Here is a 25841-nt window from a genome sequence, read left to right as displayed (position 1 = left end):
TCGCATTCCTTCTTGAGGGCCCGGAATCAGAAAGGGCGCCCGAAACGGACGCCCTTTCCTTGTTACGCCAAGTCAGCCGGTTCAGGCTGCCTTGAGGTTCTCCGCCGAAGACTTACCACGACGCGGATCAACCTGCTCTTCGTAGGAAACCTTCTGACCTTCGGCCAGGCTGCTCATGCCAGCGCGCTCAACCGCGGAAATGTGGACGAAAACGTCCGGTCCGCCGGCGTCCGGCTGAATGAAACCATAACCCTTGGTGCTGTTAAACCACTTGACGGTACCAACAGGCATGCCGTCCTCCGTTCATCGAGTTAAACTGCGCCGTAACACCGTTAGCGGCGCATCAGACTGTCTCTGGGAAAAGCGCGATCGAGAACCCAGAGGGTAGAACGGGTCGGCAGATCAGAAGCAGAATGACTAGGCTAAGATAGGCGCTACAGCGTCCACCGCAAGGGAATTCTTTTGGCTCCTGCGGCGGGCTTGCGGAAAAGCCGCCAAAAGCCGGGCTACTCCGCCGCAATCTGCCGGGCGATGATCAGGCGCTGAATATCGCTTGTGCCCTCGTAGATCTGGCAGACTCGCACATCGCGGTAGATGCGCTCCACAGGGAAGTCCTCCAGATAGCCATAGCCACCGAAGACCTGGATGGCCGCAGAGCAGACCTCCTCGGCAATCTCGGAGGCATGGAGTTTGGCCATGGCGGCTTCGCGCAGACAGGGCTTGCCCGCATCTTTCAGTGCGGCAGCGTGTAGTGTCATCAGTTCTGCTGCATGAATCTTGGTGGCCATGTCGGCGAGGCGGAAACCCACCGCCTGATGCTCGACGATCCGCTTGCCGAAGCTTTCCCGCTCGCGCGCATAGCTGCAGGCGTGCTCATAGGCGGCGCGCGCCATACCGACCGATTGCGCGGCAATGCCGATGCGGCCGCCCTCCAGGTTGGCGAGTGCGATGCGGTAGCCTTCGCCCTCCTCGCCCAGCATCAAGTCGGGCGTGAGTTCCAGATCCTCAAAGACGATTTGACAGGTGTCGGAGGCGCGCTGACCCAGCTTCTTTTCAACGCCGGCCACTTTCCAGCCGGGGCTGTCGGTGGGAACGATGAAGGCGGAGATGCCTTTTCGGCCCTTCTCCGGATCGGTCACCGCGAAGACGATGGCCAACTTGGCGTTACGTCCGGAAGTGATGAACTGCTTGGTCCCGTTCAGGATCCATTTGTTGCCCTCCCGCCGTGCCCGGGTCTTGATCGCCGCGGCATCCGAGCCCGCCTGGGGCTCGGTCAGGCAGAAGGCGGTCAGCGCTTCACCGCGCGCCATGGGCTTGAGGAAGCGTTCCTTCTGTTCCTCACTGCCGAAGCGCAGCACCGGCAGGCAGCCGACGGAGTTGTGCACGCTCATGATGGTGGAGCAGGAGCCGTCACCGGCGGCGATCTCCATCAGGGCCGCCGCGTAGGACAGGGTGTCGGCGCCGGCGCCGTCCCAGGCTTCAGGCACTGTCATGCCCATGAAGCCCAGCGCCGCCATCTCCTGCAGTGCCTCGGCCGGAAAGCGGCTTTCCCGGTCCCATTCGGCGGCAAAAGGGGCGAGCCGGTCGTGGGCGAAGGTCCGGGCCGTTTCCCGGATCATCTCCTGCTCTTCGCTCAGCAACATGGCGGCCCTCCCTGCCTGCATCCCCTCACCAGGGGATCACGCTCCCATCATGGTCGAAAAAGCCGCCGCTGTCTGCGGGCTGCAGGCGCTCGAACAGGCGGCGCAGGTCGGCAGCCGAGCTGTCGGCGGTCAGAGGCGCAGACGCCCCACCCATGTCCGTACTGACCCAGCCGGGATGCACCGAGACCACCGTGATCTCCTGTGCTGCAAGATCGACGGCAAGGCTGCGGGTCACCATGTTCAGGGCCGCCTTGCTGCTGCGATAGAGGTAATCGTCGCCGCCGCTGTTGCGCGCGATGGAGCCCATCACCGAGCTGACGTTGACAATGAGGCGCTGCTCGCTCAGCGCAACCAAGGGGGCGAACTGCTCGGCCATGCGCAGCGGCCCCATGACATTCACCGCCATGACGCGGGCCCAGTCGTCGTAGTCGACCGCCCCCAGGCCCCCTCGTGCCCCGCGCGCTCCGGCGTTGTTGATCAGCAGGTCGACAGGCTGATCGGCCAGGCTGCGGGCCAGGGCAGAAACCTGCAGCGCATCGGTCACCTCCAACCGATGCAGGGACAGGTCACCCTCCAGCGCACGCAGCTTGGTCGCCTTTTCGGGATGGCGGCAGCAGGCGTGAACCTGCCAGCCCTCGGCCAGGAAACCGCGCGTGAGAGCAAGGCCGATCCCTCGGTTCGCTCCGGTTAAGACAACGCTTGGCAAGAGACCTCCTCGTGCCTGCCAATGAAACAGGCGGCGAGCCTATCCCCTTAGCTGCCGCCTGTCATGGAGCTCCGGTCTAATTGTCCATGCCGGGCAGCTTGACGTCCGAAAGGCTGGCGTAGACGCGGGCCACGGTGGAATCGTCGCACCGTCCGAGTCCGATGCCCGCAGCCGCCAGATACTGCTGCAGCGCCGCGGCCGAGAGCGGTGCCGGGAAGCGCTGCTCGCGCGCCGTATCGGTGACGATTCCCAGGTCCTTGACGAAGATCTCCACCGCGCTGCGCGGATGGGTGTCGCCGGCAATCACATTCGGCATGCGGTTTTCAAACATGAAGGAGTTCGCCGCCGAGGTGGTGATCACGTCATAGACCTGCTGCAGGTCCAGCCCTAGCTTCGCCGCCAGGGACATGGCTTCGGCGGCGGCGCAAAGATTGACGCCGGTCAGCACCTGGTTGACCAACTTCATCGAGGAGCCCGGGCCCGATTCTTCTCCGAAGCGGAAGACGTTGCCTGCCATCGCCTCCATGGCCGCCTCGCACTTGTCGAAGGCCGCCTGCGAGCCCGAGGCCATGATGGTGATGGTCCCCTCGTCCGCGCGGACATTGCCGCCGCTGATCGGCGAGTCGAGATGCAGCAGTCCCATCTCCGACAGCCGCCGGCCCAGATCCTGCGAATAGGAGGGAGGCACGGTGCTGCAGACCATGACCGTGGCGCCGGGCGCAAGGCGGGCCGCGCAGTTTTCAGCGCCGAAGAGCAGGTCTTCCACCTGGTTGGCATTGACCACCACGAGGATCAGCAGGTCAGCCCCTTCGCATGCGGCACCAGCCGAGCTCGATACTGGATCGCCCAAAGCCTCAAGCCGTTCAGCCACGATATCGACGCCGGTGGTGGGAATGCCGGCTTTTCGCAGGCAGCGGGCCATGCCCAGCCCCATTGCGCCCAGTCCAACCAGCACTGCCTTCTCGATCTTCTCCGCCATGCTTTCTTCCTCCTCTGTCTCGTGCGTGTTTTTGTCCGATGAATGATGCTTGGCGCATCCTATCGCGCTTTATGCACTTTCAGCAAAGAGCTCACGGCCGATGAGCCAGCGTCGGATCTCACTGGTGCCAGCACCAATTTCGTAGAGCTTGGCGTCGCGCAGCAATCGGCCGGTGGGATAGTCATTTATGTAGCCATTGCCGCCGAGAATCTGGATGGCGTCGAGCGCCATCTGAGTCGCTTTTTCCGCCGCATAGAGGATGGTGCCGGCGGCATCCTTGCGCGTTGTCTCGCCGCGGTCGCAGGCCTTGGCCACCGCGTAGACATAGGCCCGGCAGGCATTCATCGTCGTGTACATATCCGCCAGCTTGCCCTGGACCAACTGGAACTCGCCGATGGCCTGCCCGAACTGCTTGCGTTCATGAATGTAGGGCACGACCACATCCATGCAGGCCTGCATGATGCCGATCGGCCCGGCGGCCAGCACAGCACGTTCATAGTCCAGTCCGCTCATCAGCACGTTCACGCCCTTGCCCACGGCACCCAGCACGTTCTCTTCCGGCACCTCGCAGTCCTGGAACAGCAGCTCGCAGGTGGGTGAGCCACGCATGCCGAGCTTGTCCAGCTTCTGGGCGATAGAGAAGCCCTTGAAGCCCTTCTCCACCAGAAAAGCGGTAATGCCGCGCGGGCCGGCCTCGGGGTCGGTCTTGGCATAGACCACGAGGGTCTCCGCCTCGCTGGCATTGGTGATCCACATCTTGTTGCCGTTCAGGATCCAGCGGTCGCCCTGCTTTTCGGCGCGGGTCTTCATGGAGACCACGTCGGAGCCGGCCCCCGGTTCGCTCATGGCCAGCGAGCCGACGTGCTCGCCGGATATCAGCTTCGGCAGATAGCGGCGCTTCTGCTCCTCGGTGCCGTTGCGGCGGATCTGATTGACGCAGAGGTTGGAATGCGCGCCGTAGGACAGACCCACCGACGCACTGGCCCGGCTGACCTCCTCCACAGCCACCACATGCTCAAGATAGCCGAGCCCCGAGCCGCCGTAGTTTTCCTCTACGGTGATGCCGTGCAGACCCAGGTCTCCCATCTTCGGCCAGAGGTGGCGCGGGAAACGGTCTTCCCGGTCGATCTCGTCGGCAAGCGGCGCAATCTCCTCGGCGGCGAAGCCGGCCACGCTTTCGCGCAGCATGTCGGCAGTCTCACCCAGGTCGAAGTTAAGGCTTGGCAGGCGATTGGGGATCATGCTCGCTCCTTTCGGGTTGGCGCCCTTGCTCTCAACCGGCGCGATGGATGCCAGGATGGCCTTCGATGCACATCATGGTCTGCTGCATCTTGGCACAGAGGCTCTCGCGCCCCGCTTTGGAGGCATAGACCTCCACGTCACAGATGGTCAGGCGCCGGCCGGGCTTGATCACGCGGCCCAGCGCGCGCAGCGCTTCGCCGTCGGCCGGCGAGAGGAAGTTGATCTTGAACTCGACCGTCATCACGGAGGCCTCCGGCGAAAAGAGGCTGTAGGCCGCATAGCCGCCCGCGGAGTCGGCGATGGTGGACAGCACACCGCCGTGGAAAAAACCATGCTGCTGGGCCAGTTGCTCAGAGAAGGGCAAATCGATGGCCACCTCGCCCGGCGCCACCTGCGCAATGCGCGCGCCCAGCGTGGCCATGATCTTCTGACGCGCAAACGAATCGCGCACCCGCTGCTCGAAGTCCTCATCATGCGGCGTCCACTGGCTCACAACCGGCCTCCCCTTTTGCCTAGCCTGCTTTCGTAGCGCGGCGGGCGCCCAGGGTCATCAACAGACTGCCGGCATGCCTTCCTTCGGAGGGCAGCCCATCGGGTTGCTGGACGCCTTTCGTCGCGACTGTTACTTGAACGCCCAGCCTTCTCTGCCTTCGGGAACACCGCAGTTTGAGCCCGCTTCGCCGCCTGTACGACTGGACACTGCGCATGTCGGCGCATCGTCATGCGCTGGCCGTGCTTTTCCTCATTGCCGCGATCGAGGCTTCGGTTTTCCCGATCCCTCCGGACGTGCTGATCATTCCGATGATCCTGGCAGCACGCGAGAAGGCTTGGCTGATCGCCCTGGTGGCAACCGCCGGCTCGGTGCTCGGCGGTTTCCTCGGCTACGGCATCGGCTGGGGCCTCTTCGAGACCCTGGGCAGACCGGTGCTCGAGTTCTATGGCTATGCCGGCAAGTTCGCGGACTTCGCCGCCGCCTACAATGAATGGGGCGCCTGGATCGTGGCCGGCGCCGGCTTCACGCCCTTCCCCTACAAGGTCATCACCATCGCCAGCGGCGCCACCAACCTCGATCCCTGGGTTTTCGCGCTGGCATCCCTCGTGTCCCGCGCCGGGCGCTTTTTCCTGGTCGCAGCGCTGCTCTACTGGTTCGGTCCGGCGATCCGCCGCTTCATCGAAGCCTGGCTGCCACAGTTGACGGCGCTTTTCTTCCTTCTCCTGTTCGGCGGCTTTCTCGCCCTGCGTTATGTCTTTTGAGCGGCCGCGCCAGCGCCTATGCTCTCCGATATGAAGCCCACCGCCACCCCGACCCGGTTGCTGCCGGCGCTCGTCCTGCTGGGCAGCGGCGGCGCCCTCCTTGGCGCACTCTTCTTCCAGTACGGCATGGACCTTGCACCCTGCGCGCTGTGCCATGACCAACGCTATGCCCACGTCGGCGCCATGCTGGCCGCGCTGCTGGCATTGCTGAGCGCCGGAAGGCTGAGACTGCTGCTGACGGGGGTGGCCGGTCTCGCGTTGCTGACAGGGGCTGGGCTCGCCGGCTATCATGTGGGCGTCGAGCAGGGCTGGTGGTCCGGCCCTGCTGGCTGTTCGGCCCCGGCCTTCGATGGCCTGAGCATCGATGAACTGCGAAGCGCCCTGGAAGCCGCCCCGGTGGTGCGCTGCGACGAGGTGCCCTGGTCCTTCCTAGGAATATCCATGGCAGGCTACAACTTCCTGCTCTCCCTCGCCCTCGGCCTGCTGGTCTTGGGCGGAGCAGCCCGACGCTGGAGAACGGCATGAGCGAGCCCGACGCCCCGGACACCGCAAAGAGCAAGTCGCCGCGACGCGCCTATCGACCCGGCGACCTGGAACCGCAAGAGCGGCTGGAACGTCTGCTGCGCGTCGACCATGCCGGCGAGTACGGGGCCAAGCGCATCTATGAGGGTCAGCTTGCAGTGCTGGGCAGCGGCAAGAGCGGGTCGGTGCTGCGCCACATGCACGAGCAGGAAGTGGCGCATCTGCGCACATTCGAAACCCTGCTGCCCGAACGCCGCGTGCGTCCCACATTGCTGCAGCCGGTCTGGCACATAGCCGGCTTCGCGCTCGGCGCCGCCACCGCCATGATGGGCGAACGGGCTGCCATGGCCTGCACCGTCGCCATCGAGGAGGTGATCGACGAACACTATGCCGAGCAGGCGCAAGAGCTGGAGACTGCCCCGGAAGAGGCGGAGCTGCGCGAGACCATCGAGCGCTTCCGCGCCGAGGAACTGGAGCACCGCGACATCGGCCTGGAGCACGAAGCCGAGCGGACCCCGGGCTACGAGGTGCTCTCCGGCCTGATCAAGGCAGGCTCACGCGCAGCGATCTGGCTGAGCAAACGGGTATAGGGCGCGGGCTCAGGCCTCCAGTTCGGAGTCCCAGTAGAGGAAGTCGGACCAGCTTTCGTGCAGGAAGCCCGGCGGGAAACCGCGGCCGTTCTCCTGCAAGCGAAAGGTGCTGGGCGGCTCTGGTTCGGTCATCAAGGTCATGCCGCATTCGCGCAGCAGCTTACTGCCCTTCTCCAGATTACAGTCCTGACAGGCGGTGACCACGTTCTGCCACGTGGTGCGCCCACCGCGTGATCGCGGCAGCACATGGTCGAAAGTCAGGTCTTCGGAGCGATAGCAATCGCCGCAGTATTGGCAGCGGAAACGGTCGCGCAGGAAGACATTGAAGCGGGTGAAGGCCGGCCGCCGGTCCAGATGAACATATTCCTTGAGGGAAATGACGCTGGGCAGGCGCATGGCGAAGCTGGGTGAGTGCACCTCCCGATCGTACTCGGACACGATGTTCACGCGCTCGAGAAAGACGGCCTTGATCGCGTCCTGCCAGCCCCAAAGCGACAGGGGGAAGTAGCTCAAGGGACGAAAGTCCGCATTGAGAACAAGGGCAGGAAAACTTTCGGCCGTGGCCACGCAGATTCCTCCTGCTTTTGCCCGGCCAGAAGATCACCGGACCCTGTTTTCTTACTCCGCCCCTCGGTTATCCACAAGATGTTGTGACGCTGGTCACAAAGTCTTCATAGAGCCGCCCAAGCCCTAGCGTCAGCCCTCCCGCAGCACCTTGAGCAGGAAGCGTGCCGCCAATTCCAGCCCCGGCTGATCGATGCCGTGCCCCAGGCCTGGACGGGCGTGCGCTTCCACCGGGACCTCGGCAGCGCGCAAGGCTTGCTCCGCCGCGCCCATGGCAGCGAAGGGCACCACCTCGTCCGCTTCGCCGTGGACCAGCAGCACCGGCGGGCGCGCGGTCACGTCGTCGGCCAGGCGTTCCGGCGCGATCAAATGACCCGAGCAGCCCACCACGCCGGCCAAGGGCTCCGGCCGCCGCAAGGCGGTGTGCAGGGCCATCATGCAGCCCTGACTGAAGCCGAAGAGCGCAACCCGGTTTGCCGCCAACCCGTGGCGCTCCATCTCCGCATTCAGAAAGCCGTCGAGCGCCGTGCGCGCAGTCTCGGCACCGGCCAGCATGGCGGCGGGAGAGCGATCCTGCAGGCTGAACCACTGCCGACCCATGGGCGCCATGTCACAGGGCTGCGGCGCATCGGGGGAGACGAAGGCCGTGTCCGGGAAGAGCTGGGCCAGCACCGGCGCCAGGCCGATGAGATCGTTCCCGTCGGCCCCGAGGCCGTGCAGGAAAACCACCAGACTGTCGGCCTTGCCGCCGCTGGCCGGTTCGTGACGGGGGCCGGTAAGCTCGATCGAAGGGGTCATTTAGCGTCTCTCTGAGGTGGATCGGGTCGGAGTGCGGAGTTGCTGCGGTCCCGTGTGGCGAAGCCTACAGGAAGCGTCAAGCCACCCCGGAGCCTTCCGCCCCGGCCGGCAGCATGGCGAAGCGTCGATAGTGCCACAGCATGCGCGCCGCCACGGCCCGCAGCGGCTTCCAGTCTTCGGCACTGGCCCGCAATGCCTTTCCGTTGGGCCGCTCGGCAAGGCCGCGCAAATTCTGCAGACCCAGCATCAGGCCCACATCTTCACCGGGGAAGACATCGGGTCGCCCGTGCGAGAAGAGCAGATAGCACTCCGCCGACCAGCGCCCGAGCCCCTTGACCTGCACCAGACGGTCAACGGCGGTTTCGTCATCCAGGGCATCGAGCTCCGCGAGATCGAGTTCGCCGCTCTGCAGCAGTTCAGCAAGCGAACGGGCATAGCGCGCCTTCTGGCGCGACAGCCCGGCACCGCGCAGGCTGTCCTCATCGAAGCTGAGCAGGCGTTCCGGCTCCAACGGTGCCGCCAGCGCCTCGAGGCGACTCCAGATTGCCGCCGCAGAGGCAAGCGAAACCTGCTGTGCCACGATGATGCGCAACAGCGTCTCGAAACCCGGCGGCCGATAGCGCAGCGGGGGCGGACCCGCCTCTTCCAGTGCGCGCGCAAAGTCGGGATCCATGGCAACCAGCTGGGCCACGGCGTCGGACAGCGTGTCTTCGGTGATGCGTTCGATCTGTGTCATGCAGGCAGTTTAGCCGAAACCACCCGGCCCTGTCGCGGCGGACCTGCCGCGGCGCTGGACGCTGCAGCCGCCGCTCGCTATGTCGAGACCATGCCCGAGACCACCCGCTTCGCGCCCTCGCCCAGCGGCCAGCTGCACCTGGGTCATGCCTATGCCGCGCTCTTCGCCGCCCGGGCCGCGCAGGGCGGGCGCTTTCTGCTGCGCCTGGAAGACATCGACCGGAGCCGCTGCCGTGCCGAGTTCGAAACCGCGCTGCTTGAAGACCTGGCCTGGCTGGGCCTGCGCTGGGAGGCCCCGCCGCTGCGGCAGTCCGAGCGCTTAACGGCCTATCGCGATGCCCTGGAGCGCCTGCGCGCGCTGGGTCTGGTCTATCCCTGCTTCTGCACCCGTCGCGCCATCGCCGAGGAAATCGCCCGGGCCGACAGCGCGCCGCACGGTCCCGACGGGCCGCTCTACCCCGGTCTCTGTCGTGATATCTCGGAGCGCGAACGGCGGGAGCGTCTCGCCGCCGGCGAAAGCCACGCCTGGCGCCTGGACGTGGAAGCGGCACGGCGGCGCTGCGGGCCGCTGACCTGGCTGGACCTGGAGGCCGGTGAGCAGGTGGCGCAGCCCGAACTCCTGGGCGACGTGGTGCTGGCCCGCAAGGATGTCCCGACCAGTTACCATCTGGCCGTGGTGGTGGACGATGCGGCGCAGGAGATCACGCTGGTGACGCGGGGAGTGGACCTGTTCCACGCCACGCATATGCACCGCCTGCTGCAGGCGCTGCTCGAACTGCCCGTGCCGCGCTGGCACCACCACCGCCTCATCACCGACGCAGACGGCGAACGCCTGGCGAAGCGGCACAATGCCCTGTCACTGAGGGCCCTGCGCGCAGCCTGCCACAGCCCGGCGGAGGTCCGAGCCATGGTCGGGATGGACTGAAGGTCGTGCCGCCCTCGGCCTATGCGCCGGTGAAACGAGGCGGACGCTTTTCCAGGAAGGCCGCAACGCCTTCGCGATAGTCTGGGCTGCGGGCTGCTTCGCGCTGCAGGTCGCGCTCCAGATCGAGCTGTGCATCCATGTCGTTTGTGGCTGATTCCTGGATTGCCCGCTTGATCAGTCCCAGTGCCCGGGTCGGCTGCGTCGCGAGGTGGGCGCAGAGCTTTTGGGCTTCCGGCATCAAATCTGCATCGTCATGGACCTGCCAGATCATGCCCCAGGCTTCGGCCTGCTCGGCGGAGACCGGGGTGCCCAGCAGCGCGAGCGCCTTGGCCCGAGCTTCGCCCACCAAGCGCGGCAGGCTGTAGGTGCCGCCGCTGTCGGGCACCAGTCCGATCTTGCAGAAGGCCTGGATGAAGCGTGCCGAGCGTGCCGCCAGGACGATGTCGCAAGCCAGCGCCACGTTGGCGCCTGCGCCCGCGGCCACGCCGTTCACCGCGCAGAGCACGGGCTTGGGCAGGGCGCGCAGGCGCCGCACGAGCGGATTATAGAGCCGCTCCAGCGTCGCCCCCAGGTCGGGCGCCTCGCCATCGGTCGGGAAACTACGGTCCGAGAGATCCTGTCCGGCGCAGAAACCTCGTCCCGAGCCAGTCAGGAGCAGGGCGCGCACTGCGGCGTCCTGTTCTGCCCGCTCCAAAGCTTGGATCAGGGCCCCGTGCATCGCCTCGTTGAAGGCATTGAGCTTGTCCGGCCGGTTCAAGGTGATGACGGCATAGCCGTCAGTCACCTCGTAGGTGACGGGTTCAGTCTCCACGCTGGTCGTCCTTCCCTATGGGTGCGCAGTCGTCGATGAAAGCCGTGACCGCCGCCAGCACCTCCGCTGCGCGCTCGCGATGCGGAGTGTGGCCGCAGCCCGGCAGGTCGAGGCGGCGACAGGGACCGGAGACGCCCGCTTCAATCGCATCGATCTGCGCCATGGTGCCGTATTCGTCGTCGTCGCCCTGGATCAAAAGGACCGGCGCCGTGATGTTCGGCAGGCAGTCTTCGATGTTCCAATCGCGAAACGCGGCGCTCAGCCAGATGTCGTGCCAACCGCGAAAGGTGGCTTCTGCATCGCGGTGATAGCGCGCCATGCGCCCAGCCAAATCGCCCTCAAAGAAGGCTTTGCCGGCCGCGCGGATGCCAGCAAGCGAAATCTCCTCCACAAAGACATGCGGCGCCATGGCCACAAGTCCCGCGATGGGGCGTTCGGCGAGCGCCGCATGGAGCAGGGCGATGGTCGCGCCATCGGAATGCCCGACCAGCAGCGGTCGCTCGATCCCCAGGCGGTCCAGCAGTTCCGGCAAGGCCTCGAGTGCCTCCTCGTGCAGGTAGCGCGCGGTGCGTGGTTCGCCCAGCGGGTCGGAGCCGCCAAAGCCGTAGCGCGACCAGACCAGCAGGGAACAGCCGGTGGCCGCAGCCAGCGCCTCGGGGAAATCGCGCCAGAGCCCGACCGAGCCCAATCCTTCATGCAAGAGCACGATGACCGGCCCCTCGGGGCGCCGGCCCGGCAGCAGTCGGTACTCCAGGGCATGTCCCCGGATCGTGATGTGATTCAGTTCCGTCACGCTCACCTCGGGATTCGTCGTCGCCCGATCCTTGACCAGACGCGCCGGGGGATCAACGATCCCGACACGACAGGCCCGCCGACTGGATTCCCGCCAGCACAACCACCAGATGGAAGTCATGGACACGCTTGAAGCTCTGCTCTCCCGTCGCTCCCCCCCTGCCCTCATGCCCGACGAGCCGCCGGAGGCGATGGTGCGCCGGGCGCTCGAGGCAGCGATCTGTGCGCCGGATCACGGCAAGCTTAGACCCTGGCGTTTTCTTCTGCTACGCGGAGATGAGCGTCAGCGGCTGGGCGATGCCATGGCGCAGGCTCTAGCGGCACGCGATCCCGAAGCGCCGGAAAGCATGATCGAGAAGGAGCGCAACAAGCCGCTGCGTGCGCCCTTGATCATCACCACGGTGGCCCGCCTGCAGCCCAACCATCCCAAGATTCCGGTCGAGGAACAGCGCCAGGCCGTGGCCAGCGCCACCTTCTCCATCATGCTGGCCATCCATGCCGAGGGGTGGGGCTGCCAGTGGAAGACCGGCGTGGCGGCGCGCGACCGCCGGGTGCTCGACGCCCTGGGCCTGGAGGCCGACGACGAGATCATCGGCTATCTCTACGTGGGCGCCCCGGCAGGCGTCGCCCCGCCGCGACGGGCGATGGAGGTGGACGACTTCCTGCTGCACCTGCCGCCGGAGGGCTGACCGCCCCGAGCCCGTCTCAGCGCGCCGAAATCACCCCAGCGCCTTCGACGCAATCTCGTAAACGTCACGGGAGAGCTTTGGCACGGCCAGGATTCGCTGCAGCTCGGCTTTCATCTTCTCCTGGCGCCCCGCATCGAAGCGCCGCCAGCGGCCCAGCGGCGCCAAGAGGCGGGCGGCCACCTGGGGATTGAGCGCATCGAGCTTTAGCGTCAGTGCTGCGTGGAAGGCGTAGCCGCTGCCGTCGGCCGCGTGGTAGCGCAGCGGATTGGCGGCGATGAAGCTTCCGATCAGGGCGCGCACCTTGTTCGGCCGCTCCAAGGAGAAAGCCGGGTGCTGCATCAGTGCCTTCACCCGTTCCAAGGTGTCAGGCAGGTCGGAGACGGCCTGGAGCGCAAACCACTTGTCCATCACCAGGGCATCGTCGCCAAAGCGGTTCTCGAAATCGTCCAATGCCTCCTGGCGCTCGGGCAGATCGAGATCCACCAGCAGCCGCAAGGCCGCCATGCGATCAGTCATGTTGTCGGCCTGGCGATAGTGCTCGATCAAACGCACGCGCTCCTGCGGCTCGGCCTCGGCAAAGACCGAGAGGTAGGACAGCGCCGCATTGCGCAGGGCGCGCCGACCGGCCGCCTCGGCATCGGGGCTGTAGGGCGCGCTGTCGTGGAGACGCTCGTAGAGTTGCGCGAAATCCGCTCGCAGGGCTTCGGCCAGCGCTCGCTTGAGCGCCCCGCGCGCCGCGTGGATCGCCTCCACGTTCACCACCTCCATGCGCTCGGCCACATAGTCCTCGCTGGGCAGCGCCAGCGCCTCAGCGATGAAGGCCTGCTCCAGCCGTGAATCCGTCAGGATGGCGCGCGTGGCCTCGATGAAGGCCGGATCCACGGAGGGTTCTTCGCCGGCGCGCCAGGCCTCGCTCCCCTCCAGCATCAGCGCGGTGGCGAAATCCTGCCCGGCCTCCCAGCGCACGAAGGGGTCGCTGTCGTGGGCCATCAGGAAGGCCCGTTCCGTCCCGCTCTGCTCGGCCCGGACGGTGATCGGCGCTGAGAAACCTCTGTTGAGCGACACAGCCGCCGGCTTGGGCAGCCCCTCGAACCGGAAGCTCTGGCGTTCCTCGCACAGCGGCAGCACCAGGGTGTCGCTCGCCGGTCCCTCGCCGAGCGTGAGCGGAATGTCGCGGCCCTGCCCGTCCAGCAGGCCGATCGCCAGCGGAATGTGCAGCGGCTCCTTCGTCTCCTGCCCCGGCGTCGGGCGTGTGGTCTGGGTTACGGTCAGGTCGTAGGACCCGCGTTGCGCATCGTAGCACCCGTTGACCTGGACCTCTGGCGTGCCCGCCTGCCCGTACCAGCGCTTGAAGCGCTCCAGATCGACGCCGTTGGCATCCGCCATGGCGGCCACGAAGTCGTCGCAGGTGACAGCCTGGCCATCATGCCGCTCCACATAGAGCTTCATGCCCTTCTGAAAGCCCGCCTCGCCCAGCAGACCGTGCAGCATGCGGATCACCTCCGCGCCCTTTTCGTAGATGGTGGCGGTGTAGAAGTTGTTGATCTCGATGTAGGAATCCGGCCGCACCGGGTGGGCCAGCGGGCCCGCGTCCTCGGGGAACTGGGCGGCGCGCAGGCGGCGGACGTCCTGGATTCGCTTGACCGGCCGCGAGCGCATGTCGGAGGAGAATTCCTGGTCGCGGAAGACCGTCAGCCCCTCCTTCAGGGAGAGCTGGAACCAGTCGCGGCAGGTGATGCGGTTGCCGGTCCAGTTGTGGAAGTACTCGTGCGCCACCACGGTCTCGATGCCGGCATAGTCGGCATCGGTCGCCGTTTCGGGATCGGCCAGAATGTACTTGTCGTTGAAGACGTTGAGCGACTTGTTCTCCATCGCCCCCATGTTGAAGTCGCTGACGGCGACGACGTTGAAGAGGTCCAGGTCGTATTCCAGCCCGAAGCGCTCCTCGTCCCAGCGCAGCGAGCGTTCCAGCACATCCATGGCATAGCCCGTGCGCCCCTCCTTGCCGTGCTCCACGAAAATGCGCAGACGCACCGGACGGCCGGAGCGGGTTTCCACCACACGCTCGTTGCAGGCGAGATCGCCCGCCACCAGGGCGAAAAGATAGCTGGGCTTGCGGAAGGGGTCCTCCCAGACCGCATAGTGGCGGCCGCCCTCCAGGTCTCCCTCCTCCACCAGGTTGCCGTTGGACAGCAACACCGGGCAGGCGGCGCGCTCCGCCCGCAGGGTGGTGCGATAGGTCGCCATCACGTCGGGGCGGTCGAGGAAATAGGTGATGCGCCGAAAGCCCTCGGCCTCGCACTGGGTGCAGAAGACATCGTTCGAGACATACAGCCCGGAGAGCTGGGTGTTCGCCTTGGGATTGATCGCCGTTTCGATCTCCAGGGTGAAGGCTTCGGGCGGCTCATGCAGCGTCAGGCTATCGGCGTCGAGGCTGTAGGCGCCATCGGGCAAAGGCTCGCCGTCCAGGCTGATCGCGCGCAGGTCCAGCTCCTCACCATGGAGCACAAGCGGCCGGATGCCCTGGCTGCGCTCATGGTCGCTGCGCAGCGTGAGGCGCGAGCGCACGGTCGTCTCTTCGGCGCCGAGTTCGAACGCCAGGTCGACGTGTTCGATGCGATAGTCGGGCGGGCGATAGTCTTCGCGACGGATGACCTGCGGCTGCTGGCTCGTCATGGTGGCTTGGCTCCAAAAATTCCGAAACCTGGAAAGACTGTCTCAGCCGCGCGCACCGGAAAAGCGGCGCGCGGCGTAGGGCGTGATGTCGATGTCGCTCGGCTGGCCGGCGGCAATTCGCGCCACCAGATCACCGGTAATGGCGGAAAGCGTCAATCCCAGATGGCCGTGCCCGAAGGCATGGATGATGCGGGGATCGTGGGCCGAGCGGCCGATCACCGGCAGGGAATCCGGCGTCGAGGGCCGCCAGCCCATCCACTCGCGGGTCACCTGCTCCCCAAGCCCCGGCAGCAGCGTCTGCGCTCGCGGCAGCAGCCGGCGGATGCGCCGATAATCCGGCGCAGCCTCGATGCCGGCAAACTCAACACCGCTGGTCAAGCGGATGCCGTCGGCCATGGGCGCCAGCACGAAGCCCTCGTCCACGAAATAGGTGGGCCGGCGCAACTCGACATCGTTCTCGGGCTCGAGATTGAGGTGATAGCCGCGCTCGGTGTCGAGCGGTATGCGCTCCCCCCATTGCCGCGCCAGGCGGGCCGACCAGGCTCCCGCGGCGAGAACCACCAGATCGGCCTCATGCCGGCCCTGATCGGTGACCACCACGCGCCGCTCGCCGTCGGGTCGCTCGATGGACTCCACCCGCTCTTGCAGGATGCGTCCGCCGTTGCGCAGCACCGCCCCGGCATAGGCCTGGGCCAGTCCGCCAGGATCGCGGCAGGAGGCGGCCTCGCTCGAGAGGATGCCGCCGGCAAAGTCGGGCGCGATCCCGGGCTCCAGTTGCCGGACTTCCTCCGGTGACAGGACTTCGAAGGCACTGTCGTTCGCCCGCATAAGCGCTTGGTCGGCTGCGGTTGCGTCGAAACTCGCTTGGCTGCGGTAGAGCTTGAGCCAACCCACCGGGCGCACCAGCTCTTCCGCACCCGCCAGCTTCAGCAAAGGCCGATGGGCGCGATAGGCTGGGTTCGACAGGGCCGAGAGGTCACGCGCGATCCGCTCCACGCGGCTGGGCCGACTGGCCTCGAGAAAGCGCAGCATCCAGGGGGCAAAGCGCGGCAGATAAGACCAGCGGATCTTCAGCGGGCTCATGGGATCGAGCAGCATGCGCGGCACGCTGCGCCAGAGTCCCGGCGTCGCAGTAGGCACGGCGGCACCGGTGACGATGCCGCCGGCGTTGCCGAAGGAGGTGGCAGTGCCCGGCGGACGCGGATCCACCAGCGTGACGCGAAAGCCCCGCTGCTGCAGTTGCAGCGCGGTCGCCGCGCCGACGATACCGGCGCCGATCAGCAGACAATGAGGCTCGGGCGGCAAGGAGGGCGCGGCGGTCGACATGAAGCGGGACTGTCCTTGGACGAAGAGGTCGGCGCCGCAACCATAGCGGACCAAGCCTGCCGCCGTCGACCGGCACTGTGATACAGCCATTGCGCGGGACCATTGCGCGAGGAGGTGGCTTGACCCTGTACCTCCGGGGGCGGCAGTCTCAGGGCCTATCCATTGCCCCGGTGACAGCGTGTCAACCTCTCCCCTCGCTTCCAGTCCGATTCCCGGCGGCCGTCCTGCGCGGCCCGACGCGGCATGACGTCCGAAGAGGTGGGCCAGAGGCCCGCACACCGCCCAAGCGTACCGGCCTGGCTGCCCTGGCTGATCTGGTCTCTTGGCGCGCTCTTCTTCTGCTACGGATTCTTCCAGCGCATGGCGCCCAGCGTGATCATCGATCCGCTGATGCGCGATTTCGCCGTGGGGGCGGCGGTGCTGGGCAACCTCTCGGCCATCTACTTCTATGCCTATGCCGGGCTGCAGATACCGGTGGGCCTGCTGGCCGATGCTTGGGGGCCACGGCGGCTGCTGACCGCTGGTGCATTGTGCTGCGGCGCCGGCAGCCTGCTCTTCGCGCTCGCCCCCGACCTGAACATCGCCTATCTCGGCCGCCTTTTGGTGGGCGTGGGCGCGGCGGCCAGCTTCGTGGGCACGCTCAAGTTGGCGACCAACTGGTTCCCCGCCTCGCGCTTCGCGCAGCTCACCGGCATGACCATGGCCGCGGGCATGCTGGGCGGGGTTGGCGGGCAGGTGCCGCTCGCGGCCGCGGTCGAATCGTTCGGCTGGCGCAGCACCCTGGCGGCAGCTGCGCTCGGCGGCCTGATCCTGGCCATCCTCATCTGGCTGATCGTGCGCGACCGCCGGCCCGATGCCCCGGCCCCGCGCTTTACCGGCGGCGCAGCGCCGCGCGGCGGCCTGCGCCTGGTCCTGCGCATGCCGCAGCAGTGGCTGCTTGCCTTCCTGGGCGGGGCGATGACCGCCCCCATGCTGGCTTTTGCCGGGCTCTGGGGCGTGGCCTGGCTGATGCAGATCCACGGCATGACCCGCCCGGAGGCCGCAAGCCACACCTCCCTGCTGCTGATCGGCTGGGCCATTGGCTCTCCCTTGGCCGGGGCGCTGGCCGACCGCATCGGACGCCGGCTGCCGATCCTGCGCGCGGGAGCCCTGATCGGCCTCTGCTGCCTGATGCTCCTGCTCTACGTCCCGGGCCTGCCCAGCCCGATCTTTCTGGCCCTATTCCTGATTGCGGGCATTGGTTTGAGCGCCACGGCCGTGACCTTCGCGGTGGCGCGGGAGATCACGCCCACCCATGCGGTCGGTGCGGCATACGGTCTGCTCAACGGTGCGGTAGTGGGCGGTGGAGCGCTCTTTCAGCCGCTGCTGGGCCTGCTGCTCGACTTGCAGTGGGACGGCCACATGGTCGAGGGGGCTCCGATCTACAGCGCCCGAGCCTTCGATCTTGCATTCCTGTCGCTTGCGGTGTTCCTGCTGCTGGCCCTGTTGGCAAGTCTGCTGCTGAGCGAAACGCGAGAGAAGCGATGATAGATGCCGAGAACGCACCGGTCTTCCTGCGCCGGGTCTATGAAGCCGGTCTGGCGGCCGTGGACCCGGCACAGATCGTGGGCCCAGCTTTACCGGAGCGGCCGCGCGGGCGCTGTGTGGTGGTGGGCGCCGGCAAGGCGGCCGGTTCCATGGCCCGCGCCGTGGAGCAAGCCTGGGACGGACCGCTGGAGGGTCTGGTGGTCACCCGCTACGGCCATGCCGTTCCCACCGAGCGGATCGAGGTGGTGGAAGCCTCCCACCCCGTTCCGGATGCCGCCGGGCGCGAAGCGGCGCAGCGCATGCTGGACCTGGCACGCAGCCTCGGCCCCGACGATCTTCTGCTCTGCCTCATCAGCGGCGGCGGCTCCGCGCTGCTGGCGCTGCCGGCCGAGGGCCTGACACTGGAGGACAAGCAGGCGGTCAACCGCGCGCTCCTGGCCTCGGGCGCCGCCATCGGCGAGATGAACTGCCTGCGCAAACACCTTTCGGCCATCAAGGGCGGGCGATTGGCTGCGGCAGCCGCACCGGCGCGGGTGGTGACGCTGGCGATCTCGGACGTGCCGGGCGACGGACCGGAGGTCATCGCCTCCGGCCCCACGGTGCCCGACCCCACCAGCTTTGCCGATGCGCGGGCGGTTCTGGAAAAGTATGGGATCGAGCCGCCGGCCTCGGTCGCACGCCATCTCGCCGACGCCAAGGAGGAGACGCCGAAAGCGGGTGATCCGCGCCTGGCGAAAAGCGACTTCCGGCTGATCGCCCGGCCGCAGGACATGCTGGAGGCCGCAGCGGATGCTGCTCGCGAGGCGGGAATCACGCCGCTCATCTTCGGCGACGCCATCGAGGGCGAGGCCCGCGACGTGGCCAAGGTGTTCGGCGGTATCGCGCGACAGGTTCGCCTGCACCACCAGCCCGCGCCACCGCCCTGCCTGCTGCTGTCCGGCGGTGAGACGACAGTGACCCTCAGCGGCAAGGGGCGCGGCCAGGGACGGGGCGGCCGCAACAGCGAGTTCCAGCTCAGCCTGGCCCTGGCGCTCGAGGGCCTGCCGGGGATCTTTGCCCTGGCCTGCGACACCGACGGGATCGATGGCAGCGAGGATAATGCGGGCGCCTTCATCACGCCCGACAGCCTGGCCCGGGCCGAAGCGAAAGGCCTTTCGGCCAAGCAGGCGCTGGCCGGCAATGACGCTTACAGCCTCTTCGCCGCGCTCGACGACCTGCTTGTCACTGGACCGACACTCACCAATGTCAATGATTTCAGGGCTATTCTAGTGTTATAGCCTACAACACAACATTCCGGGGCTCCTGCATGAGACGCGCACGAAACGCCAAGATCGTCGCCACCCTTGGGCCGGCGAGCAGCGATCCCGAAGCAATTCGCCGGCTCTTCGAGGCCGGTGCCGATGTCTTCCGGCTCAACTTCAGCCACGGCACCCAGGAAGACCACCGGCGAAACTTCAACACGCTGCGCGCGCTCGAGCGCGACAGCGGGCGGCCGATTTCCATCCTGCAGGACCTGCAAGGCCCCAAGCTGCGCGTCGGTCGTCTTGAGGGCGGAAAGGTCACGCTCGAAAAGGACAGCCACTTCCGGCTCGATCTGGATGAGACGCCCGGCACGGCCGAACGGGCCCCCCTGCCCCACCCTGAGATCTTTGCCGCCCTGCAGGAAGGCGCCACCATTCTGCTCGACGATGGCCGCCTCTATCTGGAAGTCATCGAGGCCGCAGCGGATCACGCCAAGACCCGGGTCGTCGTGGGAGGCATCCTGGGCGAGCGCAAGGGCGTCAACGTCCCCTCGGTGGTGCTGCCGATCTCGCCACTGACGCCTAAGGACCGCGACGACCTCGCCTTTGGGCTGGAGATGGGCGTTGACTGGGTGGCACTCTCCTTCGTGCAGCGCCCCGAGGACGTGGCCGAGCTGCGCAAGCTCGTGGCCGGCCGGGCCGCCATCATGATCAAGGTGGAAAAGCCTGCCGCCGTGGATTGCCTCGAACAGCTGCTGGAACTGGCCGACGGCGCCATGGTCGCGCGCGGTGACCTGGGGGTCGAGATGGCCCCCGAAGAGGTGCCCGGGATCCAGAAGGACATCATCCGGGCCTGCCGCCTGGCCGGCAAGCCGGTGGTCGTGGCGACCCAAATGCTGGATTCCATGGTCCATGCCCCGGCACCGACCCGCGCCGAAGCCTCCGATGTGGCCACCGCCATCTACGACGGGGCCGATGCGGTGATGCTCTCCGCCGAGTCGGCCGCAGGCGACTATCCGGTGGAAGCGGTTGCCATGATGTGCCGCATCATCGAGCGAACCGAACGCGACCGCTCCTATCGCGCCATCGTCGAGGCCCTGCACCCCGAGCCGGAGCCCAACGCCGCCGACGCCATTTCCGAGGCCGCGGCCCAAGTGGCGATGACCATTTCGGCGGCGGCGATCGTCACCTACACCACCAGCGGCTCCACTGCCCTGCGCGCGGCCAGGCGCCGCCCCACCGCCCCCATCCTGCTGTTGACGGCGCAGCGCAAGACAGCCCGGCGCTTGGTGCTGCTCTGGGGCGCGCATGCGGTGCACACTGCCGACATCTCCTCCTTCCCGGAGATGGTGGAAAAGGCGGCCTCCATCGCCCGGCGCGAAGGCTTCGCGGAGGCTGGCTCCAAGCTGGTGATCACCGCCGGGGTGCCCTTCGGCACCCCCGGCGCCACCAACGTGCTGCGCATCGCCTGGGTGGAGTGAAGCTAGCGCAAATCGATCTACCCGGCCTTTGCCGGAGCCACCCGGCGGCCCTCCAGCAGTGACCCCGTGGTGAAGAAGCCGACGCCCAGCCAAATGCAGGCGAAGGTGATGGCATGCGCCTGGGTGAAGGCCTCGCCGAAAGCCAAAACGGCGAGCAGGAACTGCATGGTCGGGGTGATGTACTGCATGATGCCGACCGTGCCCAGTTCCAGCCGCCGGGCCGCACCGGCAAACCACATGAGCGGCAAGGCCGTCACCGCGCCCGCTGCCAACAGCAACAGGTCGAGCCGCAGGGAATATCCTGAGAGAAAGAGGCTCTGGCCCTGGACCTGCACCCAGATCAGGTAAAGCAGTGCGGGCAGGAAGAGCAGCAGCGTCTCCAGGAAGAGGCCGTCGCGCGCGCCCAGGGCCATCTGCTTGCGCAGCAGGCCGTAGAAGCCGAAGCAGAGCGCCAGTCCCAAGGAGATCCAGGGAAAGCCGTCGTTCTGCGCCGCCAGGTTCACCACGCCCACCGCCGCGATGGCGATGCCGATCCAGCGCAGGCGCCCCAGGCGCTCCCCGAGAAAGACCATGCCGAGCAGCACGCTGACCAGCGGGTTGAGATAATATCCTAGGCTGGCTTCCAGCAGGCGCTCGGTGACGATGGCGATGATGAAGATCAGCCAGTTGAGCGTAATCAGGATCGTGGAGCCGCTCAGCAGGAGCACCGTGCGCCGCTGCCGCAAGGCGGCACGGATCGGCCCGTAGCCCTTGGCGTAGATCACGAGTGGCGCCAGGAACACGGCAGACCAGACGATGCGGTGCGCCAGCAATTCCAGGACTTCCACCGCCTCCACAGCGCGAAAATAGAGCGGAAAGAGACCCCAGGAGAGGAAGGCGGCCAGCCCGAGGGCGAGGCCGATGCTGCGATTGCGCTGGGCCGAGAGTTCTGCGGCGCTCACGCCCTCCGCTCCATCAGCGAACCGACGATGAAGCAGACGACCCCGACCCAGATGAAAACGAAAGTGACGGCATGCACAGAGGTGAAAGCCTCGCCATAGACCAGGACGGCCAGAAAGAACTGCAGTGTCGGCGCGATATACTGCATCACACCGATGGTCGCCAGTTCCAGACGACGCGCCGCCGCCGCGAACCAGAGCAGCGGCACGGCGGTCACCACCCCTGACGCCATGAGCATGAGATCGCTGCCCGGAGCCGCCGCAGACAGAAAGGCCCCCGTTCCCTGAGCGTTCATCCAGAGCAGGAAGGCCAGCGCCAGCGGCAACAGCAGGATGGTTTCCAGGAAGAGGCCGTCGCGCGCGCCCAGCGCCGTCTGTTTGCGGATCAGGCCGTAGAAGCCGAAGCAGAGCGCCAGGCTGATCGAGATCCAGGGAAAGCCCTCGTGCCTGAGCGCGAGATTGGCCACGCCGATTGCCCCCAGGGCCACGCCCAGCCAGCGCAGGCGGCCCATCCGCTCGCGCAGGAAGACCAGCCCCAGCAGCACGTTGATCAGGGGGTTGAGATAATAGCCCAGGCTGACTTCCAGCAACCGATCGCTGACGATCGCGATGATGAAGATCAACCAGTTGAGGGAGATGAGCAGAGTTGAGCCGGCAAGGGCCAGCAGCGTGCGCCCGTCGCGCAGGGCCTGGCGCACCTTGCCCATTTCATTGGCCAGGATAACCAGCGGCGCCAGCACCAGCGCTGACCAGACCACGCGGTGGGCCAGCAGCTCATAAGGGTCGACCCAGGCGACCTGGCGGAAATAGATCGGTGCCAGGCCCCAGAAAATGAACGTGGCCAGCCCGAAGCCGACCCCGATCGTTCTTTGCCGTTCTATTTCCGCTGCCGTCACCCGCCGCCTCTTGTCCCCTGCTTAACACTTCTGCCGCGGCGCGACTTTAGCGTGCGATGCAGCAAAGCTCACCCTGCCGGCCGACATGCCAGCCATGCGGCATGCGGGTCGGCAGGGCGGTCAATCAGGCAGCTTAGGCAGGGAGCAGCGGATCGGCCCGCCGGCACTAAGGCGGGCCGCTTCACTAACTGCCTCAGGCGGCGCGGGCGGGTTCTTCGACTGTGTTCGCCGCTTCCGGGGTGCCGGTCCAGGTCATCTGGTTGCGGTTGGCGGCGCGCGGCTGGAACATGATGTCGGCAGCAACCGCCGGGGCGTTCAGCGGCTGCGGCTGGCGCTTCGTGACCTCGGCGGACATTTCACCGCGCAGGTAGGCCTCGATATCGCCCGGCTCGATGCCAATGTCGGCCAGCATGCGCCGGTCGAGGGTCGCCAGTTCGCGTGCGGTGCGGCGGCGCACACCCAACTCAGACAGTCGCTGGCGCAGACGGGTCATGGGGCCGGGCTCGGCCGATTCCGGCAGGCCCACGGCCTTGCGCGCTGCAGCCTGAACTTCGCCGACACCGATGCCGATATCAGCCAGTTCGCGGATGTCCAGCTTGGAGAGCTCCTTCACCGTCTCGCGATAGAGCTTCTGCTTCTTGGCCGCCTCGGAGCGTCCGGCAAGACCGAGCTGCCGCCCGACCCAGCTCGCTGCGCTGGTGATCATGGCGGAGACAGCCTTCGCGCGCAGGACTTCGGCCTCGCGCATCACGCCTTCGAGCTGCCGCGTGGTCAGGTTGGAGAATTGGTAGGGAGTCTGTTTGGCGGTTTCCAACGCCGCCAATTCCTTTTCGGTCATCCGGGTCATCGTCTCGTGCCTTTCGTCAAGCATCCGGCGGAGGGGCCGGTTATGGGCGGTATGTTTCCTCGCCCCTGGGGTTCGCCCATGATCTAGGCCTCTTCAGCCCTGCATTCGAGCGGCTTTATTGCACCGCAGCATTGCGGGCGCAGCATGGCATGCGTACACGCGATTTTCCTGCCTGACAGGCCCCGGCGATGCTTCCATCGCACCGCCATCTGCACTAGCTTTTGCCCATGACAGATCACACGACACAGGCGATCCGACTGACGGCCCTGCGCGGCGAGCTGCGCAACCGCGGCCTTGATGGTTTTCTCGTTCCGCGGGCGGACGAGTTTCAGGGGGAGTACGTGCCGCCATCGGCCGAACGCCTCTCCTGGCTCACCGGCTTCACAGGCTCGGCCGGCTTTGCCGCCGTGCTGATGGATCGGGCCGCGCTCTTCGTCGACGGGCGCTACACGCTGCAGGCGGCGCAGCAGTGCAATCCCGAACTCTACGAGATGCGCCACGTCTCGGAGCAACCGCTCGCCGCCTGGCTGCGCGCGCATCTGGAGGGCCGGCAGCTTGGCTACGACCCCTGGCTGCACACCGAGACCCAGGTCCGCCGCCTGACCACGGCCTGTGAGCGCGCCGGCGGCTTGCTGGTCGCCTGTCCCGACAACCCGCTGGATGCGGTCTGGACCGACCGCCCGGAGCCGCCGATCGGAGAGATAACGCTGCACCCGCCGGCTTTTGCCGGTCGCAGCACGGCGGAGAAGTACGCCGATGTCGTCGCCAACCTGCGCGAGGCCGGCGCCGAGGCGGCCGTGCTGACCCAGCCCGACTCCCTGGCTTGGCTGCTGAACGTGCGTGGCAGCGACGTGCCCCGTACGCCCCTGCCGCTCTCCTTCGCCATCGTCTACACTCCCGAGGCGGCACCGCAGGAGGAAGGCACCCCGGCCCCTGCCGGTAACGCGGAAGGCCGCATCGAGTGGTTCCTCGAACAGCGCAAGCTTCCCGAGGTGTTGCAGGCGGAACTCGACCCGCGGGTGGTGCTGCGCTGGCACAGCGAACTGGGCGAGGCCCTGGGCGGCCTGGGCGCGCGGCGCATCCTGGTGGATCCCGACAGCGCCGCCGCCTGGGTCTTTGACCGGCTGCGCGGCGGCGAGGCTCAGATTGTCGAGGGCGCCGACCCCTGCGCCCTGCCCAAGGCCTGCAAGAACCCCGTGGAGCTCGAGGGCACCCGGGCCGCCCACCGCCGCGACGGCCTGGCCGTCACCCGCTTCCTGGCTTGGCTGGAGGCGGAGACCGCACGCGGCGCCGTCACCGAGATGCAGGCGACGGAGCGGCTGGCCGCTCTGCGCGCCGAGCAGGAGCACTTCCGCGACCTCTCCTTCGACACCATTTCCGGCTCCGGCCCCAACGGCGCCATCGTTCATTACCGCGTCACGGAAGAGAGCGACCGCACCCTGGGCCAGGGCGAGCTCTATCTCGTAGACAGCGGCGGGCAGTACCTCGACGGCACCACGGACGTGACCCGCACCATCGCCATCGGCACACCCTCGGCTGAGATGCGCGAGCGCTACACCCTCGTCCTGAAAGGCCATGTAGCCCTCGCCCGCGCCCGCTTTCCCGTGGGCACCAGCGGCAGCCAGCTCGACATCCTGGCGCGCCGCCCGCTCTGGGAGGTGGGGCTGGACTTCGACCACGGCACCGGCCACGGCGTCGGCAGCTACCTCTCGGTCCATGAGGGGCCGCAGCGCATCTCCAAGATGCCGAACAACGTAGCGTTGCGCCCGGGCATGATCCTTTCCAACGAGCCCGGCTACTACAAGACCGACGCCTACGGCATCCGCATCGAGAACCTGGTGGCCGTCACCGAGGCCAACCCGCTGCCTGGCGGCGAGCGGCCGATGCACGCCTTCGAAACCCTCACCCTCGCCCCCTTCGACCGCCACCTCATCGACCCGGCCCTGCTGACGGAAGCAGAGCGCGCCTGGATCGATGCCTACCACGCCCGCGTGCGTGAGAGCCTCACGCCGCTGCTGGATGCGGAGACGGCCGGGTGGCTGGAAGGGGCGACGGCGCCGTTGGTGGGGTGAGGTGGGCTGCGACCGCCGAACCAGCATGAGGACGCAAGACGGCATGCGCGAGTTGAATGAAATCCTGGACCGGGTAGAGCCGCGCTTCGGCTCCCGGTCACGCGCCTATGACTGGTACCGCTCCGAACCGCTGCCCGGCTTCAACGGACAGACCGCCAAGCAACTCGTCCAGGCGGGAAAGGTAGCAGCCGTGATAGCGTACATTGAGGCGGTCGACGCCGGCGTGCATGCCTGAATAAGTGCGTGGTTCCAGCGGTAGACTTAAGTAGCGCGGTAACGCGAGACTGCCGATCTCTTGCACGTGCTAGCAGGCTGCTGAAGAAATCGCCGGAGAGCGATCTGGGCACCTCTATTAACCTCGCGGCGCTGGCCTGTTTATGATTCACTGGGCTGGTGGACGCGCGGGGAGGCAAGGTATGGCGAAAGCTCCGGGATTGTTTGACGTGGAGGAGCGGCTGCAGCGCCTGAGCGACATTGGCGATCAGCTCGAGGCCTTTGCAGCGGTGGTGGATTTCGAGATATTTCGGGCAGACTTGATAGCAGCGCTGGGTTATAGCGATGGCGCCAAGGGCGGCCGTCCGCCCTTT

At 66.8% G+C, this 25841-nt stretch carries 26 protein-coding genes; 10 read left to right on the top strand and 16 right to left on the bottom strand.

The features are described 5' to 3' along the window. Positions 1–81: 81 nt before the first annotated feature. The 6 genes from P2G67_RS13795 to P2G67_RS13770 form a co-directional block, all read right to left on the bottom strand. The gene (locus tag P2G67_RS13795) at positions 82–291 is read right to left on the bottom strand and encodes a cold-shock protein (protein WP_275823824.1); all 210 of its coding nucleotides are present in this window, start codon (positions 289–291) and stop codon (positions 82–84) included. Positions 292–506: 215 nt separating this feature from the next. After that, entirely contained in the window at positions 507–1643 is a 1137-nt protein-coding gene (locus P2G67_RS13790; protein ID WP_275823823.1) for an acyl-CoA dehydrogenase family protein, read from the bottom strand. Between the two features lie 25 nt (positions 1644–1668). Continuing rightward, positions 1669–2349 (bottom strand): SDR family oxidoreductase, encoded by a 681-nt coding sequence (locus P2G67_RS13785; RefSeq protein ID WP_275823822.1) that lies wholly within the window; start codon positions 2347–2349, stop codon positions 1669–1671. A 76-nt stretch (positions 2350–2425) separates the two neighbouring features. Beyond that, entirely contained in the window at positions 2426–3328 is a 903-nt protein-coding gene (ltnD, locus tag P2G67_RS13780) for an L-threonate dehydrogenase (protein WP_275823821.1), read from the bottom strand. A 69-nt stretch (positions 3329–3397) separates the two neighbouring features. Continuing rightward, on the bottom strand, positions 3398–4570 hold the full coding sequence (locus P2G67_RS13775) for an isovaleryl-CoA dehydrogenase (RefSeq protein WP_275823820.1): 1173 nt from the start codon (positions 4568–4570) through the stop codon (positions 3398–3400). 31 nt (positions 4571–4601) lie between these two features. Next, complete coding sequence (locus P2G67_RS13770; protein ID WP_275823819.1) at positions 4602–5063, bottom strand: PaaI family thioesterase; 462 nt, start codon at positions 5061–5063, stop codon at positions 4602–4604. Between the two features lie 173 nt (positions 5064–5236). Between P2G67_RS13770 and P2G67_RS13765 the strand changes: the two genes are divergently transcribed. From P2G67_RS13765 to P2G67_RS13755, 3 genes are read left to right on the top strand one after another with little or no spacing between them, the layout of a single operon-like run. Beyond that, a complete protein-coding gene (locus P2G67_RS13765) occupies positions 5237–5824 on the top strand; it encodes a YqaA family protein (protein ID WP_275823818.1) in 588 nt (195 codons plus the stop codon). A gap of 18 nt (positions 5825–5842) precedes the next feature. Beyond that, positions 5843–6349 (top strand): disulfide bond formation protein B, encoded by a 507-nt coding sequence (locus P2G67_RS13760; RefSeq protein WP_275823817.1) that lies wholly within the window; start codon positions 5843–5845, stop codon positions 6347–6349. After that, a complete protein-coding gene (locus P2G67_RS13755) occupies positions 6346–6936 on the top strand; it encodes a demethoxyubiquinone hydroxylase family protein (protein WP_275823816.1) in 591 nt (196 codons plus the stop codon). The genes P2G67_RS13760 and P2G67_RS13755 overlap by 4 nt, the downstream gene beginning before the upstream one ends. Positions 6937–6945: 9 nt before the next feature. Here the strand turns inward: P2G67_RS13755 and P2G67_RS13750 are convergent, their stop codons facing one another. From P2G67_RS13750 to P2G67_RS13740, 3 genes are all read right to left on the bottom strand, one after another. Continuing rightward, the gene (locus P2G67_RS13750) at positions 6946–7503 is read right to left on the bottom strand and encodes an HNH endonuclease (protein ID WP_322099714.1); all 558 of its coding nucleotides are present in this window, start codon (positions 7501–7503) and stop codon (positions 6946–6948) included. A gap of 129 nt (positions 7504–7632) precedes the next feature. Beyond that, a complete protein-coding gene (locus P2G67_RS13745; RefSeq protein WP_275823815.1) occupies positions 7633–8298 on the bottom strand; it encodes an alpha/beta hydrolase in 666 nt (221 codons plus the stop codon). Positions 8299–8374: 76 nt separating this feature from the next. Continuing rightward, a complete protein-coding gene (locus P2G67_RS13740; RefSeq protein ID WP_275823814.1) occupies positions 8375–9034 on the bottom strand; it encodes a DNA-3-methyladenine glycosylase family protein in 660 nt (219 codons plus the stop codon). 90 nt (positions 9035–9124) lie between these two features. Here P2G67_RS13740 and gluQRS point away from each other — a divergent pair, with 90 nt between their 5' ends. Next, on the top strand, positions 9125–9958 hold the full coding sequence (gene gluQRS, locus P2G67_RS13735; protein ID WP_275823813.1) for a tRNA glutamyl-Q(34) synthetase GluQRS: 834 nt from the start codon (positions 9125–9127) through the stop codon (positions 9956–9958). Positions 9959–9977: 19 nt separating this feature from the next. Here gluQRS and paaG read toward each other — a convergent pair whose 3' ends face one another. After that, on the bottom strand, positions 9978–10769 hold the full coding sequence (paaG, locus tag P2G67_RS13730; RefSeq protein ID WP_275823812.1) for a 2-(1,2-epoxy-1,2-dihydrophenyl)acetyl-CoA isomerase PaaG: 792 nt from the start codon (positions 10767–10769) through the stop codon (positions 9978–9980). Further along, positions 10759–11682 (bottom strand): alpha/beta fold hydrolase, encoded by a 924-nt coding sequence (locus P2G67_RS13725; protein ID WP_275823913.1) that lies wholly within the window; start codon positions 11680–11682, stop codon positions 10759–10761. The genes paaG and P2G67_RS13725 overlap by 11 nt, the downstream gene beginning before the upstream one ends. Here P2G67_RS13725 and P2G67_RS13720 point away from each other — a divergent pair. Then, positions 11681–12250 (top strand): nitroreductase family protein, encoded by a 570-nt coding sequence (locus P2G67_RS13720; RefSeq protein ID WP_275823811.1) that lies wholly within the window; start codon positions 11681–11683, stop codon positions 12248–12250. The genes P2G67_RS13725 and P2G67_RS13720 overlap by 2 nt on opposite strands. 30 nt (positions 12251–12280) lie before the next feature. On the opposite strand, the gene pepN is transcribed toward P2G67_RS13720, so the two are convergent. Continuing rightward, a complete protein-coding gene (gene pepN / locus P2G67_RS13715) occupies positions 12281–14926 on the bottom strand; it encodes an aminopeptidase N (RefSeq protein WP_275823810.1) in 2646 nt (881 codons plus the stop codon). A 42-nt stretch (positions 14927–14968) separates the two neighbouring features. Further along, positions 14969–16252 carry an NAD(P)/FAD-dependent oxidoreductase gene (locus P2G67_RS13710; protein WP_275823809.1) on the bottom strand — a complete coding sequence of 428 codons (1284 nt, stop codon included), beginning with the start codon at positions 16250–16252 and terminating at the stop codon, positions 14969–14971. Positions 16253–16495: 243 nt separating this feature from the next. Here P2G67_RS13710 and P2G67_RS13705 point away from each other — a divergent pair, with 243 nt between their 5' ends. Genes P2G67_RS13705 through pyk form a run of 3 tightly spaced genes read left to right on the top strand, consistent with a single transcriptional unit; the run spans position 16496 to position 20501 of the window. Then, positions 16496–17779 (top strand): MFS transporter, encoded by a 1284-nt coding sequence (locus tag P2G67_RS13705; RefSeq protein WP_275823808.1) that lies wholly within the window; start codon positions 16496–16498, stop codon positions 17777–17779. Beyond that, positions 17776–19056, top strand: a complete 1281-nt coding sequence (locus tag P2G67_RS13700; RefSeq protein ID WP_275823807.1) for a glycerate kinase type-2 family protein — start codon at positions 17776–17778, stop codon at positions 19054–19056. Before P2G67_RS13705 ends, P2G67_RS13700 begins: the two co-directional genes overlap by 4 nt. A gap of 29 nt (positions 19057–19085) precedes the next feature. Then, positions 19086–20501 carry a pyruvate kinase gene (gene pyk / locus P2G67_RS13695; RefSeq protein ID WP_275823806.1) on the top strand — a complete coding sequence of 472 codons (1416 nt, stop codon included), beginning with the start codon at positions 19086–19088 and terminating at the stop codon, positions 20499–20501. A 17-nt stretch (positions 20502–20518) separates the two neighbouring features. Here the strand turns inward: pyk and rarD (P2G67_RS13690) are convergent, their stop codons facing one another. The 3 genes from rarD (P2G67_RS13690) to P2G67_RS13680 form a co-directional block, all read right to left on the bottom strand. Next, on the bottom strand, positions 20519–21442 hold the full coding sequence (gene rarD, locus P2G67_RS13690) for an EamA family transporter RarD (protein ID WP_275823805.1): 924 nt from the start codon (positions 21440–21442) through the stop codon (positions 20519–20521). After that, the gene (gene rarD, locus P2G67_RS13685) at positions 21439–22335 is read right to left on the bottom strand and encodes an EamA family transporter RarD (protein ID WP_275823804.1); all 897 of its coding nucleotides are present in this window, start codon (positions 22333–22335) and stop codon (positions 21439–21441) included. Before rarD (P2G67_RS13685) ends, rarD (P2G67_RS13690) begins: the two co-directional genes overlap by 4 nt. A gap of 193 nt (positions 22336–22528) precedes the next feature. Further along, the gene (locus P2G67_RS13680) at positions 22529–23182 is read right to left on the bottom strand and encodes a DUF1127 domain-containing protein (RefSeq protein ID WP_275823803.1); all 654 of its coding nucleotides are present in this window, start codon (positions 23180–23182) and stop codon (positions 22529–22531) included. A gap of 227 nt (positions 23183–23409) precedes the next feature. Here P2G67_RS13680 and P2G67_RS13675 point away from each other — a divergent pair, with 227 nt between their 5' ends. Together P2G67_RS13675 and P2G67_RS13670 are read left to right on the top strand one after the other, a co-directional pair. After that, positions 23410–25254: an aminopeptidase P family protein gene (locus tag P2G67_RS13675; RefSeq protein ID WP_275823802.1), complete on the top strand. Its 1845-nt coding sequence runs from the start codon at positions 23410–23412 to the stop codon at positions 25252–25254. Positions 25255–25297: 43 nt separating this feature from the next. Continuing rightward, on the top strand, positions 25298–25489 hold the full coding sequence (locus tag P2G67_RS13670) for an antitoxin Xre/MbcA/ParS toxin-binding domain-containing protein (protein WP_322099713.1): 192 nt from the start codon (positions 25298–25300) through the stop codon (positions 25487–25489). The last annotated feature ends 352 nt before the right edge of the window (positions 25490–25841 follow it).

Source organism: Aquibaculum arenosum (assembly GCF_029222965.1).
GTDB classification, from domain to species: Bacteria; Pseudomonadota; Alphaproteobacteria; order Kiloniellales; family DSM-21159; genus Aquibaculum; species Aquibaculum arenosum.
This window is presented reverse-complemented; position numbering and strand designations above follow the sequence as displayed.

Bases quoted from the DNA above. Each gene is read 5' to 3' on its own strand.
- P2G67_RS13795 (WP_275823824.1), bottom strand. From the start codon at position 291: ATGCCTGTTGGTACCGTCAAGTGGTTTAACAGCACCAAGGGTTATGGT.
- P2G67_RS13790 (WP_275823823.1), bottom strand. From the start codon at position 1,643: ATGTTGCTGAGCGAAGAGCAGGAGATGATCCGGGAAACGGCCCGGACC.
- ltnD (WP_275823821.1), bottom strand. From the start codon at position 3,328: ATGGCGGAGAAGATCGAGAAGGCAGTGCTGGTTGGACTGGGCGCAATG.
- P2G67_RS13775 (WP_275823820.1), bottom strand. From the start codon at position 4,570: ATGATCCCCAATCGCCTGCCAAGCCTTAACTTCGACCTGGGTGAGACT.
- P2G67_RS13760 (WP_275823817.1), top strand. From the start codon at position 5,843: ATGCTCTCCGATATGAAGCCCACCGCCACCCCGACCCGGTTGCTGCCG.
- P2G67_RS13755 (WP_275823816.1), top strand. From the start codon at position 6,346: ATGAGCGAGCCCGACGCCCCGGACACCGCAAAGAGCAAGTCGCCGCGA.
- P2G67_RS13745 (WP_275823815.1), bottom strand. From the start codon at position 8,298: ATGACCCCTTCGATCGAGCTTACCGGCCCCCGTCACGAACCGGCCAGC.
- P2G67_RS13740 (WP_275823814.1), bottom strand. From the start codon at position 9,034: ATGACACAGATCGAACGCATCACCGAAGACACGCTGTCCGACGCCGTG.
- gluQRS (WP_275823813.1), top strand. From the start codon at position 9,125: ATGCCCGAGACCACCCGCTTCGCGCCCTCGCCCAGCGGCCAGCTGCAC.
- P2G67_RS13720 (WP_275823811.1), top strand. From the start codon at position 11,681: ATGGACACGCTTGAAGCTCTGCTCTCCCGTCGCTCCCCCCCTGCCCTC.
- P2G67_RS13725 (WP_275823913.1), bottom strand. From the start codon at position 11,682: ATGACTTCCATCTGGTGGTTGTGCTGGCGGGAATCCAGTCGGCGGGCC.
- pepN (WP_275823810.1), bottom strand. From the start codon at position 14,926: ATGACGAGCCAGCAGCCGCAGGTCATCCGTCGCGAAGACTATCGCCCG.
- P2G67_RS13710 (WP_275823809.1), bottom strand. From the start codon at position 16,252: ATGTCGACCGCCGCGCCCTCCTTGCCGCCCGAGCCTCATTGTCTGCTG.
- P2G67_RS13705 (WP_275823808.1), top strand. From the start codon at position 16,496: ATGACGTCCGAAGAGGTGGGCCAGAGGCCCGCACACCGCCCAAGCGTA.
- P2G67_RS13700 (WP_275823807.1), top strand. From the start codon at position 17,776: ATGATAGATGCCGAGAACGCACCGGTCTTCCTGCGCCGGGTCTATGAA.
- pyk (WP_275823806.1), top strand. From the start codon at position 19,086: ATGAGACGCGCACGAAACGCCAAGATCGTCGCCACCCTTGGGCCGGCG.
- P2G67_RS13680 (WP_275823803.1), bottom strand. From the start codon at position 23,182: ATGACCCGGATGACCGAAAAGGAATTGGCGGCGTTGGAAACCGCCAAA.
- P2G67_RS13675 (WP_275823802.1), top strand. From the start codon at position 23,410: ATGACAGATCACACGACACAGGCGATCCGACTGACGGCCCTGCGCGGC.
- P2G67_RS13670 (WP_322099713.1), top strand. From the start codon at position 25,298: ATGCGCGAGTTGAATGAAATCCTGGACCGGGTAGAGCCGCGCTTCGGC.